Consider the following 17,132-nt stretch of genomic DNA (forward strand, 5'->3'; position numbering starts at 1 on the left):
TTTAGTCAAGCCCTGCGTGCTCGGCATCGCGTTTTGCCTCACGCATAAGATCGAGGCCGTCGCGGGTAAATGTCGGGTGCTCCAGGTACTTCTGGAACGCTCGTGCATCCTCACCTTCGAGCACAAGCCCGATCTCAATTGGTTTTGCCATAGATTCACCTTGGATATTTTGTTGTTTTAGTATATACACATAAAATTATATCTACTCTCTTGTTGAGGATGGTGCGGGGTCGGTCGGATTGAGATCGGTTGTGGTTTGACACGAACATCCCCCGCGAAACTCCTCCTGTCCCGGCGACTCATTACGTTTCCTAATCGTGATTAATACTACACATGATGAGGAATTCACCGGCCGTGAAGGGGATCCTTATTTTTTAAGCGCAACCTCCGGAGACATTTTTCGCAAACTTACAACTCATACATTCCCTCTTGCGCCGGCCGGGCCGGGAAATTCCCGTACTCGTACGACGCGTTTTCTCGCGTCAGGCATCGCTCTGGTTCAGCGGCTCACTAAAAAATTCCTGTGGGGAAATTTCTCTTTCCTTTCGAAGTTGTTTGTCTCTCCGGCTCTAGAGTGTAGCGGATCTTTTCCTGACTCCCGGCAAAAGCATTCTCGCGTCGAAGGAGTATGGTTGATTACCCTTATCCACCTGATCCGGGCTACACCAATCCGGGCCAGATTTGAGCCCGGATTCACCATTTCGGGATCCGATCGGAGCCCAATTTGGCCTCCGTTCCTAAATAACCCCAAATCAACCTTATTTTGGCAATCGGGTGAATTAAAACGTTTACATAGACGCGTTTTTCAGGCAGATCTCATACCCGGATGGGTTTTCTGTTGATGGTGAAAATGACCGCTGCCAGAACGCGAATATGAGGCGGCAAAGGGTATTATATAGGGCTCAATTTGGGCTTATTTTTGCAAATAACGCGATATTATCGCCCCGATCCACTTCCTGTGGAATCGGACGGTTTTACGGGCGTATTTTTTTGGAGAAAACTGTGAATATCATTCGCGATTCCTCCCCCCATCGCTGATGCCCGAAGTCGCCAGGGCACTTCATCGGGCCTCTCGCTCGGGCGCCGGTCGTCCGGATGATCCGCCGCGGGGGCGCCCCTTTTTGGTGCGGCGGCAATCCTCGTTCGTGGGGGTGTGGGGGCCGTCAGCCCCCACGACATCCCCTCCACACAACCCGGATCTTCCGGCCGGACCCGGAGATTTCCGGAAAAATCCGCATCACGAACCGGAGATTCCGGAAAATATCCGGATCAGCTGCACAAGATTCTCAGGAAAAGACCGGCTCGCGACCCGGCAATTTCCAAAAAAGATCGCCCCCACCCCCCGCCTCCAAAAAAATTGGTCACCCCCCCTCCCCCACTTCCCGCTCCGAAAAAAAATTGATCGGTCCGATCGATTTTAAAATCGGTCGGGGCGGCCTCTTTTATTCCAGTGCCACAACATTCGCTTCCACTGGAGTCTCTGACGAGACGGAATGGTCGGTCAGATCATTCTCAAAACCGATCGGTCCGGCCAATTTCAGAAATGGTCGGGCCGACATCCAGCACACGCGGATCAGGGGTAGCCCCCCTCCCCCTGCGTTGTGCTCCGCAAAAAAAATGATCGGACCGATCATCTCAGAATCGATCGCCCCGATCACCATTGTCCGCAAAAGGTGGGGGTACTTCCATGATCGTTTCCGGAAAAAACCTCAACTTATCCGCTTGAGGTTTTACAAAAAAACGATCGGGTCACGAACTTCCGAGGATTCCGGGAAATAACCGGCTCATCTGTAAGGATAAAAAAAGATGCGGGATAGGTTCCCAAAAGGGTAAAGATTACAGGAAAACCGCGACGGCAATCACGGTTGTCCACAACCCGTTCTTGTCACCCTGCGCAGACTGGCAGACGTGTTTTGTCCGGATAATCTTGCCGCTTGCCTTATAGGTCTGTTCCCGTTCCTGCCACGCGGCATTCGCATCAAACTCGATACCGAGTGTTGTCGCAAGCATCGTTGCCGCAAGATCCTCGGCATATTCCCCGGTCTTGTCCTGTATCTCACCATATGCGTGATGCTCGGAGAGGTACCCGTATTCCTCAACGTCTTTTGGGAGTGCAAGCCCGACTGCGGCAGAGACCAGCCGGTTTGGCTCGTTTGTCTCATTTCTTGCCATCACGCAATACGTGATGCCGCCGGACTGGAGTTCCCGAAGACCGGTGCGGGAGGGAATGTGTTTGCATTTCGGCGGAAAAATGCTCGACACATACACGAGGTTGCATTTTTCGATACCGGCTTTTCTGAGCGCCAGTTCGAACGACGCAAGACGATCTTTATGGATTCCTGCCCCCTTGGTAAAAAAGATCCTCGTTGGAACAAACATGTTTTTTTAATGGTACCTGTGGCTTTTTTAATTTTTTGTCGTAATTCCCTGCGAAAACCGTCACAATGCAGGATTTCCGGCGCACTCGTATAAATGGAGAGCGTGTGTTTACCCGGATTGCGATAACCATAAGCAGGATCCGGGTCAGGATACCGGCAAACCTTTTACAATTTCAAGGAGTTCATCCATGTGGTCGATGACAAAATCAGCACCCGAATAGTCCCGGGTCTTCGAGAACCGGTCCCCGTACCGGGCATACACTGTCCGGATCCCAAGTTTTTTGCAGGGTTCAATATCCCGTCGGGGGCTGTCACCGATGAAAATTGCTTCTTCCGGTAGTGCGCGGATCGTACCAAGCGCCGCTAGAAACGGGTCCGGGGCCGGCTTTTTTACCCTGACCATATCGAAAGTCACTATGCAGCCAAAGAATGGTGACAACCCGCATTTACCGAGCCTTGGGATAGCATCTGCTCTTTCCGCGTCAGTTACAATGCCCATAGCAAACCCCATCTCCCGGATTGCCCGCAAGGTCTTTGTTACACCGGGATACGGGGTAATGGACCGGAGTTTTTCTGTTGCATAGATATGGCAGACCTCGTCATATATCCCGTCTGTCGGGATATGGCGTTCCTGCATATACTGCCGGATATTTTCCGTGGACTCAAAACCGTGGGAGGTGTTGAGGAAATAGGAGAAAAGTTCGTCACCGTCACTGTGACCAAGGTGGCGCACCACGCAGTCGCATGCAGCAATCTGCGCCCCGACAAGGTCAAAGAGCGTATTGTCCATATCAAATAAAAGAGCACAGACAGGTTTCTGACAACTTTTTTCCGGCATTCTTGCTAGTATATTCTGGTCCTCAATCTCAATGAGCTTAGCCCTTAAGGCAACATTAAACCGGTATTTTTTTACGCTCCACTTGAATCAGCCCATCCGACAACGAATTGAGCACTTTAAAAGCGCCAGTGCACACATTTTCCGGCGCGAGATTATTGCCATAAAAAAAGGGAAGGGATCTAATCCTGAATTTTTATATTTTTAACCGACACGCGAATCTCTTATCCCAGTGGCGCGACTATCTTGCCATAGAGATCGTTAAGAACCGGTGCGAGGGCTGTGTAAATTGCAGCAAGGCCGCTGATTACTTCAAGATACCCGGCGATCACGGTGAACATACCGATGCCCGTAGCAGTGCCAGCGGCTTCGAGGAAGAACACGAGTGCAAGCGTCCCAAGGACAAACTGGAGTGCACGTGATATTTTCAGAGATCCTATAAACATAATCAGCGTGAAGAGACCCCAGAGAGCGAGATATGAAGCCATTGCACCCGCACCACCGGTATCTTTTGCGAGCCCGAGCACCGGCAGGAGGAGAAGTACTGCATATGAGAACCAGAACAGACCAAACGAGCAATAGGCCGCCATGCTATAGGTATCACCTTTCTTCCATGCCATCAGGCCTGCTGTGAACATGGCAAATCCGCCCATGAAGATGGCCATGGACAGGACCATCGATCCGGTCTGGATTATTCCGGCGTTCGCAAGTCCAGTGAGGACTCCTGGCATACCATATCCCAGAAGCCCGAGTGCCGCCACTCCTGCAGTGATGTCCTTAATCTCAACAATTGAATTCTTGTTACTGTTTGCTTCAGTCATCAGTAATCAAACCTGAATGGATGTTAGACTTTTTTTTATTGGTATATATGGAAACTGATTTCCACCTGCTCTCCGGAGCACCCTTTTAATCCCCTGCCGCAAACAAACCTGTACAAGCGGGCGATTATTTCATGGACGACACCTATCTTGTCGAGATCCGTCTTGCCCGGACCCGGTGGCGGATAAAGGAGATAACACGCGCCATCACGCAAAAGTCCGGGGCAGAACGCTACCGGGAACAGCACCCGCACGTGACCCTGTACGGCCCCTTCACGCTCGAAGATCCGGATACTGCACAGCACCTGATGGATACCGTCGGTTCGATTGCAGGAACGTTCGGTACGATCCCGTTTACGCTCGATGGATGGGAGCGGCGTGAGGGGATGCACGGAGGCGTTGTCGCATTTTCCGTCCGTCCCTCCCCCGCGCTTACCGGACTGACTGCGGCTCTTGCCCGGGCGCTTTCCCGTTTCACGGTCAGCCTGAATGTGTGGGACCTGCGGCCTGAAGAAAAATGGTTCCATGTCACCATCGCAAACCTTCTTCCCCCGGGTAAATCCGAAGAGATCGTATCCATGCTTGCCGCGCAGGAAACCGGTGCAGCCGGCTGTCCCGGGGATACCCCGGCTTCGTTTGGCCTGCGCACCCGTCTTCTCGCACTGGCACAAAGGATCGGATTCCGGCACCGGCACCACGCACTCCCGATCCGGCCTGTCCTGCTCGATGACGCCGGTCTCCGGATAACGGTCATGCACAACGATGAGATCCTCGGTGAGTACGATCTTCTCCGGCAGCGCTGGCTTTCACAGGAAGAGATCCACGATCCCCGATCATGGCAGGAAACCCTCGCGCTGTACCGAAGAAGCGCAGGGTTTGAACTCTCTGCCCCGGTCGTCCACGGGCCGGACGAGATTTTTCTTATCGCGGATCTCCATCTCGGTCATGCAAATATCATACGGTACTGCTCGCGCCCCTTTGACCCCTCGGATGTGGCAGAGATGGACCTGGTGCTCATCGACAACTGGAATTATCATATTGCACCATCAGACAGGGTTTTTTTCCTTGGCGACCTTCGGTACGGCAGGGAAGCACGCCCGGAAACGGAGTACCGGACACGCCTTAACGGGAATATCACGTTTGTTGCCGGGAACCACGACACCTCGTTCTCTGTTGGTACCGTGCCGATGGCGAACCTTACCTGTGACGGGATTTTGTTCCTTCTTGTCCATGACCCGGCCGACGCACCAAAAAATTTTGACGGCTGGATCATCCACGGCCATCACCACAACAATGACCTTCGCGCATTCCCGTTCATCGATGTTGCCAAAAAACGGGTCAACGTGAGCGCAGAGGTCCTCGGTTATTGTCCCGTGAGCCTGCAGGAGATCTGCCGGATCATCAGGGAACAGGCATCACGATCCGGGGAGCCCCTGCTCGTACGGTACCCGTACGTGCGGTAAGGCGGCGGGGTGTTTCCTATCCGCCTTCGCTGTGCCCTGATTTTTTTGACGGGCTTTTTGATTTGCGGATATACGACCCGGCACAAGACTTACTCTTAGCGGGAGTTCATGTAAGGGGATCTGAAATGCAATTGTTGCCGAAGGGTTGTGCCACGGCCACTTGTGCAATCTTCGCAGGCTGATTTACGAAGGTTTATTATCTTTCTGCCTGAATGCAGATTGGAGCGAATTAATGGACGTTGTAAAGATCCCCCGGATGGATAAACAGGAATATGACCGGTTGATCGAGAGAGGATATGTCTGCCGGATCGCATTTCAAGGAGAGAAATACCCCTACATCGCGCCGTTCCTGTACGTGTTTGATGGATCATTCATGTATTTCCTCTCCACCAAGTACGGCAAGAAACAGGAATATTTCAGGAAAAGTCCGCATGTGTCGGTGGAAATCGAGAAATATACCAAAGACCTCTCGTCCTATACGTTTGTCACGCTGCAGGGACTTCTTGACGAAGTAGAGGACTCGATAGAGAAGAAGATTATCCGGGAAAAATTTGTCAACCTGATCGTGGAACGCAAACTCTCCAGCAACATTCTTGCCGCGCTCGGGCATTCCCCGGCCGATCCCCCGGCAAGGATTGCTGAAGAGGAGCGGTCGCTTGTCTGGAAACTGGTGGGCGTCCGCGATCTTGTTGCCCTGAAAAACCTGTAATTTTTTATCTGTTTATTGCATTTTTTTTAAATTTTACACTACGTCATCCGCCGTTTTTTGTCCGCCAGGTATTCGTCCGCCATGACGTGACACCAGTGGCACGCCGGGTACCCAATCAAGAGAAAAACCGGTTTGCTGCCCCCAGTGGCGCGGGAGAACGCTTCATCGCCCCATGGGTACCAGTCAACCGGCTTTGTACGCATGCGGGATACGGCAGGGGCTCTTCTCGCGGATAAGCCGGTTTACCGGATGGTCTCCGGGATCAAAATGCGGTGCTGGCGGTTCCAGGGAGAGTCCGGGAGGCATTCCCGTGTCAAGGCTTTCCGGAGAGAGCCACCTTATCCACCGGGCATATCCCTGAACGGGACATGCACTTTTTTACCGATGCCATCGGACATACTGCATCATGGAGAGCTAAAGTGTCGCCGGCAATGGTTGCGTTTATAGTTATCATTTTTACCGGACTCGTCGTCATGGGACTCTCGCGCCTGCTCGATCACATCTGGGCGCGTGTACTCAGGCTCCCGTGGCTCTATTTTATCGTGAGCGCACCCGGTGTTGTCGTCCACGAGTGTGCTCATATCATCGGCTGCCTCGTGACCGGCGCGAAAATAAAAAAAGTTGTCCTGCTCTCAAAAGAGGGGGGAGTGGTCTCCTACACGCAGCCGGCGATTCCCGTTCTCGGGAACGTGATCATCAGTACGGCCCCACTCTTTTTCCTCCCGCTTGTACTTGCCGCACTTACGTGGGTGTTCGGGACATATGCCGGCTGCACATTTTTCTCTGCAATACCGGCGCTGGACTCATATGCCTCCGTGTACTCTCTGGTCGTTATGATCGGCCGGACCCTGTACCAGAATCTTTTTGTTGCGTTCAACGGCTGGTTCCTCCTCTATCTGTATCTCGTGACGAGCCTTGTTCTCTCATTTTCCCCGAGCACGCAGGACCTCAAAAACGCAGTCGTCGGGATCCTGATCCTCATCATCGCCGGTTTTTGTATCCTTGCCACGGGAATCCCGACGGTTAACGGCATCTTTTTTACGGTCATTAACCTGTTTGGCACCGGGCTTGCGATTGGTTTTGCCTTCGAAATCGTCGCACTTCTCGTGTCGCTGCCGGCCCTCGTGTTTTACCGGAACTCCCCGTAACAGGGACGCCCTCCATAATCACCGGTATACACAAAATAAGGGAGCGCCACTTTACCGGATCCACACGGTTTAATCTCCCGTATAGCAAAACAGTAATACAGATGAAAAATGAGCCTTGTTCTGACACCGGTGCGGCGGCCGATGATGACAGGAACCTCACCCCGGGGATGCGGCAGTACCGGGAGATCAAGGCACAGTACCCCGATGCGATCCTGTTCTTCCATATCGGGGATTTTTTTGAGACGCTTGAAGGAGACGCGGAGATCGTATCCCGCGAACTGGATCTCGTGCTCACCTCGCGGTCAAAGAACGGTGACCGGCGCATCCCGCTTGCCGGCGTTCCCCACCATGCGGGCGAGGGGTACATCGCGCGGCTCGTCGCAAAAGGCTACAAGGTTGCGATCTGTGAGCAGATCGAGGATCCGAAGACCGCAAAAGGGCTCGTGAAGCGCGAGGTGGTCCGGGTGATCACCCCCGGTACCGTGATCGACCCGGCGATGCTTCCCTCGTCTGCCGCTGCCTACCTTATGGCGGTAGCACCCGGAACAAAAGGCGGCGACTGGGGCGTGGCGCTCCTTGACATTTCGACCGGAGAATTTTTTGTATCGGCGCTCCCGTCCGAAGGCATTGTCGAGAATATCCGTTCCGAGATCGCCCGGTACCGGCCGGCCGAGTGCATTGTCCCGTCGACCGTTGGCGAAGACCTGCGAACCTCCCTTCAGCAGAACGGTGTCGTAGTGACGCCATACGCCGACGACCGGTTCCTCCCGGACCGGGCGGGACGCACCCTGCTCGACCATTTCGGGGCGACATCCCTTGCCGGCTACGGGTGCGACGCGATGCCGTCAGCAGTCGGGGCGGCGGGAGCCGCGCTCGCTTATGCAGAGGAGACCCAGAAGTCTGCACTCCCCCAGGTGAGCGGGCTTTCTGTGCGGACGTCTGCCCAGAGCATGATGCTTGACGCGGTCACGCTGCGCAATCTCGAAGTACACGAGAGTATCCGGGGCGGCACCCGGGGCGCGACGCTTTTCTCCGTGCTTGACCGGACAAAGACCCCGATGGGCAGCCGGCTTTTACGCAGGCAGCTCACCCGGCCGCTCACGGATGTCGCGCAGGTAAACGGCCGGCTCGACGCGGTTGAATATTTTGTGAAAAATACGGCCTTGCGCCTCTCGCTCTCCGGCCTGCTCTCGCACCACGCCGACATCGAACGGATCACGGCCCGGATCGCGTACGGGAATGCCGGCCCCCGCGATCTTGTGGCGCTTGCCGACTCGCTTGCGACAATCCCGGAGATGAAAAAATGCCTTGCAGCGCCACCATCACCCGGCCCTGCTGTCCCGGAGCGCGTGGCAGAATCCCGGGACATGCTCTCTCTCCTCCCGGATGTCATCGATCTTGTCAGGAAGGCCATCACCGATGACCCGCCGGCAATCGCAAAGAACGGTGGCGTGATCCGGCCCGGTTACTCGGCAGAACTTGACGAGATGACCGGCATCCTGCACTCCGGGAAGAACTGGATTGTCGAACTCCAGCAGCAGGAGCGGGAGAAGACCGGGATAAAATCGTTGAAGATCGGGTACAACCGGGTCTTTGGCTATTACATCGACGTGAGTAAGACCAACGTCTCTCTTGTCCCGGCCCGGTACGAGCGCCGCCAGACAACGGCAACCGGCGAGCGCTACACGATCCCCGAACTCCGGGAAAAAGAAGCACTGATCACGAACGCCGACGAGCGGGTGCTCGCGCTCGAACGCAAACTGTATGCCGGGCTCATCGATCAAATCCGGGCAAAGATTCCCGCCCTCCAGCAGATTGCAACCGGGATCGCAACGCTCGATGTCTTTGCCGCGCTCGCCGATGTCGCGCAGGCCGGCGATTACGTACGACCCCAACTGGATAACGGCGATGCAATCTCCTGCCGGGACGTGCGGCACCCGGTGGTCGAGCGGAGTCTTGCCGGCGGGTTCGTGCCAAACGATGCAGACCTTTCCGGGTCAAAAACCCAGATCATGATCATCACCGGCGCAAACATGGCCGGGAAATCCACCTACATGCGCTCGGTCGCGCTCTGCTGCATCATGGCGCAGGCCGGGAGTTTTGTTCCCGCCCGTTCGGCATGCATCGGGATCATCGACCGGATCTTTACCCGGGTCGGCGCGTTCGACGACCTTGCAAGCGGCCAGAGCACGTTCTTTGTCGAGATGCTTGAACTCGCAAATATCCTCAACAACATGACCCCGAAAAGTCTTGTCATCCTTGACGAGATCGGCCGGGGCACAAGCACGGTGGACGGGTGCTCTATTGCAAAGGCCGTGCTCGAATACCTGCACGGCAAATCTTCTGCCGGCCCAAAGACGCTCTTTGCCACGCACTTTCACGAGCTCATCGACATGGAAGGGGAGTTAAAACGGGTGAAAAATTATCATTTCGCAGTGCAGGAGACAAAGCAGGACGTTGTTTTCCTGAGGAAACTCATCCCCGGTGCGACCGACAAGAGTTACGGTATCCATGTGGCAAGGCTCGCCGGGATTCCAAAGAAAGTGACCGACCGTGCCGACATGATCCTCAACGAGTCCCTCAACCGGGCCGTTGCCCCGGGTGCAAAACCCCAGCGCTACACCCAGATCCTGCTCGTGGATGACAGTGCCCCGGTGCGTGCAGGGCCGGAAAAACCGGACCCGTTGGTCGCGGAACTGTCCCGGGTGAATCCAGACACGATGACACCGATGCAGGCCCTCGCCAAACTTGCCGAACTTAAAAGTCTTGTAAACAAGTCCGGTGAGACCGACCCGGAGGAGGCGGAACGGTGAAGGCGGACGAAAGCGGGCGGACGATCCGGGTTCTCGATCTGGCGACCATCAACCAGATCGCGGCTGGCGAGGTTGTGGAGCGCCCGGCCTCAGTCGTCAAGGAACTCGTGGAGAACGCGATCGATGCCGGGGCCCGCACCATCCGGATTGATATCACATCCGTGCAGGGCGGGATCTCATCCATCCGGGTGACCGATGACGGGTGCGGGATGTCGCCGGCCGATGCGGAACTGGCCTTTGCCCCGCACGCGACAAGCAAGATTACCGCAATTGATGACCTGTTTAAGATCCACACGCTTGGTTTCCGGGGCGAGGCGCTCGCGAGCATTGCCGCAGTCGCAAAAGTGACGCTCGTTACAAAACCCCGGGGCAGCACCACGGCTGGCGGGACAAAACTCGTGGTGCTCGGCGGCACTGTAAAGGAGCAGGGAACGACCGGGGCGCCTGAAGGGACAAGTATCCTTGTCGAGGAACTCTTCTTCAACACGCCGGCCCGGAAAAAATTCCAGAAGAACCTCAACACGGAACTTGCCCGCATCCACGGGATCCTCGAAGGGATCTTCCTTTCCTACCCGCAGGTCGCGTTTAAGTTCTCCCACAACAACCGCGAGCAGCTGGTCACGGACCGGACCACGCAGCCGCTCGATACGATCGCCCGGATCTTCGGGAACGACTGCGCCCGCGAACTGGTGCCGGTCTATTCCGACCTGCCGTTCATGCGCATCACGGGTTTTGTCTCCCGGCCGGGACTTTCGCGCAAGGACCACGACCGGATCCTCATCGCGATCAACGACCGGTACATCTCCTCGTCTCCGGTTACGGCTGCGGTCAAGGAGGGATACGGAACACTCCTTCCCCGGGACCGGTTCCCGGTCGCCTTCCTCTCGCTTGCCATCGACACCCGGCTCGTTGACGTGAACGTCCACCCGACAAAAAAGGAGGTCAGGCTCTCGAAGGAAAAAGAGATCGTGGATGCCGTGCGTGAAGCCGTGCATTCGGCGCTCATGAAGAACGACCTGATCCCAGATGTCGCCGTACCCCGTCCGGAGAACCGGGAACTTGAGGGGGCAGGGATCGCACCCGTCCGGACCGCTCCGGGAGTTGCAGAACCTTTGGAGCCGTACGGTGCCGGGGCCCGGGTACCACCGTTACCGGCCTCGCCCGACCCGGGCACCGCAATCCAGTCTGCGCTTACCGAAACGACCCACACCGGCACTGTCTCGACCGATCACCGGCTCCGGCAGACAGAACTTGCAAGCGGAGTGCCCCCGGTCACTGCTGCCGTGCCCGCGATGGAAGTGATCGGGCAGGTCGGCGGCATCTATATTCTTGCCGCCGCTCCCGATGGCGAACTTATGATCATCGACCAGCACGCTGCTCACGAGCGGATCTTCTACGAACAGGTAAGCCGGAGCATGGCGGCCCGGCACGCGCAGGAACTGCTCGTCCCTGCGATCATCCACCGACCGCCAAAGGACGCAGCGATCCTCCGCGAACTTACTCCCACGCTCGCACAGGAAGGTGTCGTGATCGAAGATTTCGGGGGCGGGTCGTTCCTTGTACGGTCAGTCCCGGCCATCATGGGAAAGATTGAGGGGACAGAACAGATTGACGATCTGGTAAGCGATCTGGTAAACAGCGATCCCACCCGGCCGGTCAGCGACCGGGAACGGATCACTAGGATCATTGCCTGCCGGAGCGCGATAAAAGCAGGCACGGTCTGCACGCTTGAGCAGTGCCAGCGGATCGTCAACCAGCTCCGGGCTACAGAGAGCCCGTTCACCTGCCCGCACGGCCGGCCGACCATGGTCCGGTTCTCCCGGGCAAAACTGGATGAGATGTTCAAGCGGACGTGAGAAAAATCCCGATACAGCTAACCATAACCATCACAGTAATTTAAATACGAACCTGTCGTTCTCCATGGGTAAGGGGAAGCATGTTCCAGAATTTCTGCACGAGGGTGGCACGGAAACTCCGCAGGCTCGGGTACGCAAAGAAAGCGGCAGCCCGGATCGCGAAGTTTTTCTATGTCTCCATGATCACCATGTGCGGACTGTTCGGGCTGTTTTTTGTTATCCCACAGGAATTGTTCGAGCCGATCGCCATTGCCGGGAAAATGCACGCGGACACCCGGTATGGTACTCTTCTGCCCGCTGTTTTTATCATACGTCGGTGACCGCCGGTCCGGGCGCTTGACGTGTATCGATCCTGCCTGATGCGGATGTTGGAGAGCCTGCCGTCCGCTTCATGACAGGATGGGAAATTTGCTGCATGAGATACATCTCTCCCCGGACTGGCGTTAAACGGGACAATCGCGGTACCGGGCAGCAGGTACCGGGTGCTAAAAAAAAGGGATGGAGGTTTCGAAGGAAAAGACCAGGGAAATGGTGATGGATAAATGGAAGTATCAGCAGCAAATCACGGGGCAGTGGCCCGGTCGGATGTAATCGCGTCCGGCGCGGCCGGGACAGGAGAGGAACTCGAACGGGCAGCGGCATCACTGCCGGTATGCAGCAGGGGGAAGAGCCCGAAGCGCCGCGATCGGATCGTGATCGGGCTTGGCGTGCTCAGCCCCGGGGCAGGAGCGGGGAGTGCGATGCCGGAAACCCCGGCGCAGGTTCCCGTGGCGCCGGCAGATGACGGGAGCCGGGTGGAAGAGGGGAGTATCGATCTGATCTTTGCGCTCTACGAGCGCGACGAGCGGATCGCAGAAAGGCTGGAGCGGAAAATTTCCCGGCTGGAAAAGAGAATGGATGCAATCGGGAAGCGGGGGCGGTCCTGATGCCCCGGAGACCGGCTGAAGTCATGGAAGATATCCCGCTCTTTCTGATCCCGCACGTGATCATGCAGAAGATCAGGACCTGTGGGGAAGACCTGGAAGGAGTCGCGGTAAAAAGAACACAGCGGCATTTCTACACGGTGAGTATCCGGACCCGGCCGGTAAACCGCGAGTACCAGTCAGAGCGGGCGGGCAGGAAACGCGGCGGTGAGAGCAGATGACCCGGGGCCGGCATCCCGAACTGGGGCGTAAGATTGCAGAGACGGTCGCGTGCCAGCGGGGCACGGTTCACCTGATCGATCAGGGAAAAGACCGGGCGCTTGACATCCTGATCACGACAAGCGGCCACGTGATCCTGGTGACCGTTCAGAGATCAGAACGGCTCGGGGAGCCGATCCAGAAAGTGGAGGAATTGTATCGTGAGCCGATCCACCGGATCCGGGAGATCCCGGATGGCGGGCCGGTCTGCCGGGAGCTCTGGCTCTATTCACGGTACGAGACTCTGCGGTTCTTTCGGATCGAAAATTCCGCAGTCATTGAGCTGGGCAGGGACGGGACACCCCTCCCCCGGGCCGGGACATGACGCGGGGGAACAGGTTTGGGCGGACAGAAGTGACGGCACGGGGAGAGAGTTCTCCCTGGCAGATCCCTTTTTTCCGGGATCTGTATGTTCGGGGTGACTGGTACGATCACCCTGAAAGCACCCGAGCTGACACCGGGTATTTCAGGCCCGTTTCGGGCTCCGATTACCTCATTTTTTCGTTTTGGCAACAGGAATTCCCGGAAAAACGACAGGAAATGATGACTTTTGAGCAGTTTTCACGCCGTAAAATGAGATAGCGAAATAGCACTAATCCGGGGGCAATCATTTTTCAGGACGGGTTGGTGGATGTGGGTCTGGCAGAACGAAGATATGGGGCTCCGAAGGCCATTGTGGAGACCTCACGTCGGAGAGTTCCTCGCGCGATCCTGGCAGGACCCGGTCTCATCCGGTCTCCGGGATCACGGTTGACTCACGGTGTCCGGCCAGGCATTTCCGGGAAACGAAGCCTGATGTTTGCCCCGGTCCCCCTTGTTTTCCGGCCCGGTGACAGGAATTCGCGGAAAACCGACAGGAAATGATGGTTTTTGAGGAATTTTAACGTCGTAAAATGAGATGGCGAAATAGCATCAATTGGGAGGCGGATCTTTTGCCGGATGGGCTGGTGGATGTTGGAAGGGTAGAATGCGGATAGGGGATCCGGGCCGGAATGCCCCGAACTTCACGGGCACGGGCGACGAACGGGCGACGAACACGAAGGACAGGAAGGGAGGTAACCGGCATGACTGCCCCACTTCACATGAATGACCGGGATACCTATGCACAACAGTTTCATTTGTGCGTCAAATATGCGTCATTTTCATCAGATATGCGTCATTTTCGCATCATGTGCTTGAGGTATGGACGGTGTTTTTAAGGACGTAATAAATTCCTTTCCGGACACCCTTCATCTCTAAAATATTCCTGCCAACAAGATTTTTGAGATCCCGCCGTGCTGTCGCTGCTGATACATCAGCGATCCGCTGATAATCCGCGTTGGTGATTTTTCCGTTCTCACGTGCATAGAGAACTGCGGATATCTGCCGCTCCGATAATCCTTCCCGCACGAGATAATCCCGGTTAAACATATCCTTCCGGAATATTACTGAAAAGCCCTGGTCTTCCTGGAACACCGGTTCGGGGATCCCCGCGTCCGCACTGGCGCTCTGCACACGATTCTTTCGGGTAATCTGGATTTTTCGCGTCCCGTTCGGTATTTCGGAATTTTTTTATTTGCTATTCGATATCCGCGTCAGTTAAAAAAACAGTGGATTATAGCCGGCCGTATCGCTTATGTGCCTCTTCTATTGACATGAAAAGATCGATGAAAACGTTATCTCCCTCGATATGGAAAAACGCTGTGTAGGTGTGGGAAATATGCATCCTCCAGTCATTTTCCAGAATGCGCTCGATATCTCTGGCGGTCTGCAGGTCTTCCAACTGCATGAGATGTTCGGCGATGATCCTTTGGGACTTCTCCGGAAGGCTTTCAATATACTTTCGGGCCTTAGGTTTAACCTTGACCTGCAAGTTCCCGCTCCTTTTTTATCGCCTGAACTGCGGTGAGGGATTCGAGCGGGATATAATCATCCTCGGCACGGGCTGCCAGCATATCCGCATGTAACTGCTTCTTCTTCCTCTCCTCAAGGATCCGGGTTACTGCATCATCGAAGGTTTCTCCGGCCTGTCTCAATCCATTAATCTCCCTCCAGTTTTCTGAGGACAGGTACGGTCTTACTTTTGTTACTTGCATGTGGGACAAATAGGATATGTATCCTAAAAAGACTTTCCCGCCGGGTGGACTCGGGCGGGCGAGACCCGGAAAAATATTCTGGAGCGGATGCGGCAGGTGAATGGTGTGGTGGGGAGAGTGGTGGGAGGAGTTACTGAATGCGTGATGAACGATAGCCTTCGGGATTCCCACGGTACGACCCGGCAGCACTTCAGGGGCGGCCTCGCAGGAGAACGTGCAGCCGTTGGAGTATCGCAATTTTATTTTATTTTTTTTAACCCGGAAAAAGGGATTATCTGATCGTACGGGGCCTGATGCTCTGCACACTTCTCCCGGGATGATCCGGTTTGCACCAGGCAAAATGGGGGCACCCGATACAGGAGGGTTGGATGGATCGTGGACAGTTGTCGGGGAAAGGGTCGGGGATCACGGTCGGATCGTACTGCTGGTTCTTTCTGCGTACAAAGGATCCATCCGGTTTTAACTCGTAATTATAACGGCTGCTGCACATGCCGTATTCCATGTTAAGCATGCAGTAACCTTCGACCGTGACGTAATTCCACGAATCAACTGAGGGATACTCATCTTTCTTCGCGGATACTTTCATAACGGATAGATTTTTTTTGTTGCTCCAAGGTGTTTGTGGTAGGTTACAACACACTTCTTTGCGTTTACACGAACATAAAAAAATCACGATCCATTCACCGACAGGATCGCCATTTTATCGTCAATTCCAGAAGGTTGCACCTGCCGGGTTGCCGGGGCAGTGTTACTCCCGGTCACTGAAAGAACTCCGGAACAGATCCTCCGGAACAACTCTTCCCTTCTCTGACCGGTCAAAATCCGGTAGTGACCTGCCCTCCAACTGAATAGGGTGTGACAAAAATTCTCCCCATGTCCACACATGATCTAAAATTTTCTCAATCATTGCCGGTGTCTTTTGTTTTTTTCAGATCAATCCTCGCGTTCCCCGGCATGCCAGTCGCACGGAGACACCGGAAATTTGTCCGGCAGGGAGATAAGGTCGTGGATGTCTGGGAGTGAAGATCAGAAATCATCTTCAGTCAAACCAGCGACCCTGATACATTCATGAACGATTCCCGCCGATAACTCCCGATGCTGGGGAATGCTGATTTCCTGCGTTTCGTCGGCGTTCTGCATGATGACGTGGCTCCCGGTCTGTCGGTAGGGTTTCCAGCCCTTGCGGTGCAGTACCTTTACCATCTCCCGTCCGGAGATTACCGGGAGTTTCATGCCTCGATCTCAATCTCCCGGGTATAGGGCACCAGTTTGTGGGGGGGGTTTTCCTGCCGTTTGTTCCTCAGTTCGACAAAGACGGGGATCACTTCTTTGATGTTCTGGATCGCCTCCTCCTCAGTCTCACCCTGGGACATGCAGCCGGGGAACTCAGGGGCGAATATTGAGAAGCCCCCCCTTTCCTCCGGGACCAACTTTACAAGAACCTTCATTACCCTTACCTATACCTTCCCGGTTTATCTCTTTTGCTCATTCCGGATTGGGTTCGTATCACAAATGGATGTAAAACCAAAAATAGTGTTGAGTGGATGAAACTTCATCAATCCAGGAATGATCTAAAAAAAATATTTGTATCGATAAGATACATCAGGCTCCCCGCCATTCCAGGGCCTTATGCTGGAGATCCACGGATGAGTACTTTGAACCGAGCTCTGCAAGAGTCCCTTCGGCAGCGCACCGGAACGATTTGGAGGATCTCATTTTTGAACGCTTCACGAGTTCATCGATGTAATGAATCGCTTCCGCCCGGAGATCCGGTGGCAGCGTCTGGATTTTTTCTTCGACTAAAACTGGAAGACGATGACATAATACTCACTTTTCTCTGGATTTTCAGGGATACA

Annotated in this window: 21 protein-coding genes and 1 pseudogene; 10 read left to right on the top strand and 12 right to left on the bottom strand. The window is 55.0% G+C overall.

Features of this window, described 5'->3' with window-relative positions:
• Position 1: 1 nt before the first annotated feature.
• The 4 genes from WCX19_RS03740 to WCX19_RS03755 form a co-directional block, all read right to left on the bottom strand.
• Positions 2–151, bottom strand: a complete 150-nt coding sequence (locus WCX19_RS03740; RefSeq protein WP_373005209.1) for a hypothetical protein — start codon at positions 149–151, stop codon at positions 2–4.
• Between the two features lie 1,685 nt (positions 152–1,836).
• On the bottom strand, positions 1,837–2,379 hold the full coding sequence (locus tag WCX19_RS03745) for a pyruvoyl-dependent arginine decarboxylase (RefSeq protein WP_373005212.1): 543 nt from the start codon (positions 2,377–2,379) through the stop codon (positions 1,837–1,839).
• A 144-nt stretch (positions 2,380–2,523) separates the two neighbouring features.
• On the bottom strand, positions 2,524–3,216 hold the full coding sequence (locus WCX19_RS03750) for an HAD family hydrolase (RefSeq protein WP_373005215.1): 693 nt from the start codon (positions 3,214–3,216) through the stop codon (positions 2,524–2,526).
• A 221-nt stretch (positions 3,217–3,437) separates the two neighbouring features.
• Entirely contained in the window at positions 3,438–4,034 is a 597-nt protein-coding gene (locus tag WCX19_RS03755) for an acetate uptake transporter (protein ID WP_373005218.1), read from the bottom strand.
• 131 nt (positions 4,035–4,165) lie between these two features.
• On the opposite strand from WCX19_RS03755, the gene WCX19_RS03760 reads away from it, so the two are divergent.
• The gene (locus WCX19_RS03760) at positions 4,166–5,494 is read left to right on the top strand and encodes a 2'-5' RNA ligase family protein (protein ID WP_373005221.1); all 1,329 of its coding nucleotides are present in this window, start codon (positions 4,166–4,168) and stop codon (positions 5,492–5,494) included.
• 232 nt (positions 5,495–5,726) lie between these two features.
• Positions 5,727–6,203, top strand: a complete 477-nt coding sequence (locus WCX19_RS03765; RefSeq protein ID WP_373005224.1) for a pyridoxamine 5'-phosphate oxidase family protein — start codon at positions 5,727–5,729, stop codon at positions 6,201–6,203.
• A 38-nt stretch (positions 6,204–6,241) separates the two neighbouring features.
• On the opposite strand, the pseudogene WCX19_RS03770 reads toward WCX19_RS03765, so the two are convergent.
• Positions 6,242–6,427: pseudogene (locus WCX19_RS03770) on the bottom strand (DUF255 domain-containing protein); the annotation flags it as partial.
• Positions 6,428–6,571: 144 nt separating this feature from the next.
• Here WCX19_RS03770 and WCX19_RS03775 point away from each other — a divergent pair.
• The 8 genes from WCX19_RS03775 (at position 6,572) to WCX19_RS03810 (ending at position 14,291) form a co-directional block, all read left to right on the top strand.
• Entirely contained in the window at positions 6,572–7,351 is a 780-nt protein-coding gene (locus tag WCX19_RS03775; protein ID WP_373005227.1) for a metalloprotease family protein, read from the top strand.
• A 101-nt stretch (positions 7,352–7,452) separates the two neighbouring features.
• Positions 7,453–10,164, top strand: a complete 2,712-nt coding sequence (gene mutS, locus WCX19_RS03780) for a DNA mismatch repair protein MutS (RefSeq protein ID WP_373005230.1) — start codon at positions 7,453–7,455, stop codon at positions 10,162–10,164.
• Positions 10,161–12,020, top strand: a complete 1,860-nt coding sequence (mutL, locus tag WCX19_RS03785; RefSeq protein ID WP_373005233.1) for a DNA mismatch repair endonuclease MutL — start codon at positions 10,161–10,163, stop codon at positions 12,018–12,020. Before mutS ends, mutL begins: the two co-directional genes overlap by 4 nt.
• Positions 12,021–12,100: 80 nt before the next feature.
• Positions 12,101–12,340 (top strand): hypothetical protein, encoded by a 240-nt coding sequence (locus WCX19_RS03790; protein ID WP_373005236.1) that lies wholly within the window; start codon positions 12,101–12,103, stop codon positions 12,338–12,340.
• 222 nt (positions 12,341–12,562) lie between these two features.
• Positions 12,563–12,946, top strand: a complete 384-nt coding sequence (locus WCX19_RS03795) for a hypothetical protein (RefSeq protein ID WP_373005239.1) — start codon at positions 12,563–12,565, stop codon at positions 12,944–12,946.
• Positions 12,946–13,164, top strand: a complete 219-nt coding sequence (locus WCX19_RS03800) for a hypothetical protein (RefSeq protein ID WP_373005242.1) — start codon at positions 12,946–12,948, stop codon at positions 13,162–13,164. The genes WCX19_RS03795 and WCX19_RS03800 overlap by 1 nt, the downstream gene beginning before the upstream one ends.
• Positions 13,161–13,526, top strand: a complete 366-nt coding sequence (locus WCX19_RS03805; RefSeq protein WP_373005245.1) for a hypothetical protein — start codon at positions 13,161–13,163, stop codon at positions 13,524–13,526. Before WCX19_RS03800 ends, WCX19_RS03805 begins: the two co-directional genes overlap by 4 nt.
• A 642-nt stretch (positions 13,527–14,168) precedes the next feature.
• A complete protein-coding gene (locus tag WCX19_RS03810; RefSeq protein ID WP_373005248.1) occupies positions 14,169–14,291 on the top strand; it encodes a hypothetical protein in 123 nt (40 codons plus the stop codon).
• A gap of 77 nt (positions 14,292–14,368) precedes the next feature.
• On the opposite strand, the gene WCX19_RS03815 is transcribed toward WCX19_RS03810, so the two are convergent.
• The 7 genes from WCX19_RS03815 to WCX19_RS03845 form a co-directional block, all read right to left on the bottom strand.
• Positions 14,369–14,695, bottom strand: coding sequence for a hypothetical protein (locus tag WCX19_RS03815; RefSeq protein WP_373005251.1), 327 nt, complete (start codon positions 14,693–14,695; stop codon positions 14,369–14,371).
• A gap of 100 nt (positions 14,696–14,795) precedes the next feature.
• A complete protein-coding gene (locus WCX19_RS03820) occupies positions 14,796–15,053 on the bottom strand; it encodes a hypothetical protein (protein WP_373005254.1) in 258 nt (85 codons plus the stop codon).
• Positions 15,037–15,513 (bottom strand): hypothetical protein, encoded by a 477-nt coding sequence (locus WCX19_RS03825; RefSeq protein ID WP_373005257.1) that lies wholly within the window; start codon positions 15,511–15,513, stop codon positions 15,037–15,039. Before WCX19_RS03825 ends, WCX19_RS03820 begins: the two co-directional genes overlap by 17 nt.
• Before the next feature lie 34 nt (positions 15,514–15,547).
• Positions 15,548–15,862 carry a hypothetical protein gene (locus WCX19_RS03830; RefSeq protein WP_373005260.1) on the bottom strand — a complete coding sequence of 105 codons (315 nt, stop codon included), beginning with the start codon at positions 15,860–15,862 and terminating at the stop codon, positions 15,548–15,550.
• Between the two features lie 440 nt (positions 15,863–16,302).
• Entirely contained in the window at positions 16,303–16,509 is a 207-nt protein-coding gene (locus tag WCX19_RS03835) for a type II toxin-antitoxin system HicA family toxin (protein WP_373005263.1), read from the bottom strand.
• Positions 16,506–16,724 carry a type II toxin-antitoxin system HicB family antitoxin gene (locus WCX19_RS03840; RefSeq protein WP_373005266.1) on the bottom strand — a complete coding sequence of 73 codons (219 nt, stop codon included), beginning with the start codon at positions 16,722–16,724 and terminating at the stop codon, positions 16,506–16,508. The genes WCX19_RS03835 and WCX19_RS03840 overlap by 4 nt, the downstream gene beginning before the upstream one ends.
• A 154-nt stretch (positions 16,725–16,878) precedes the next feature.
• Positions 16,879–17,064 (bottom strand): DUF2281 domain-containing protein, encoded by a 186-nt coding sequence (locus tag WCX19_RS03845; RefSeq protein WP_373005327.1) that lies wholly within the window; start codon positions 17,062–17,064, stop codon positions 16,879–16,881.
• Positions 17,065–17,132 lie beyond the last annotated feature (68 nt).

This window comes from Methanoregula sp. (assembly GCF_041663825.1).
Lineage (GTDB): Archaea > Halobacteriota > Methanomicrobia > Methanomicrobiales > Methanospirillaceae > Methanoregula.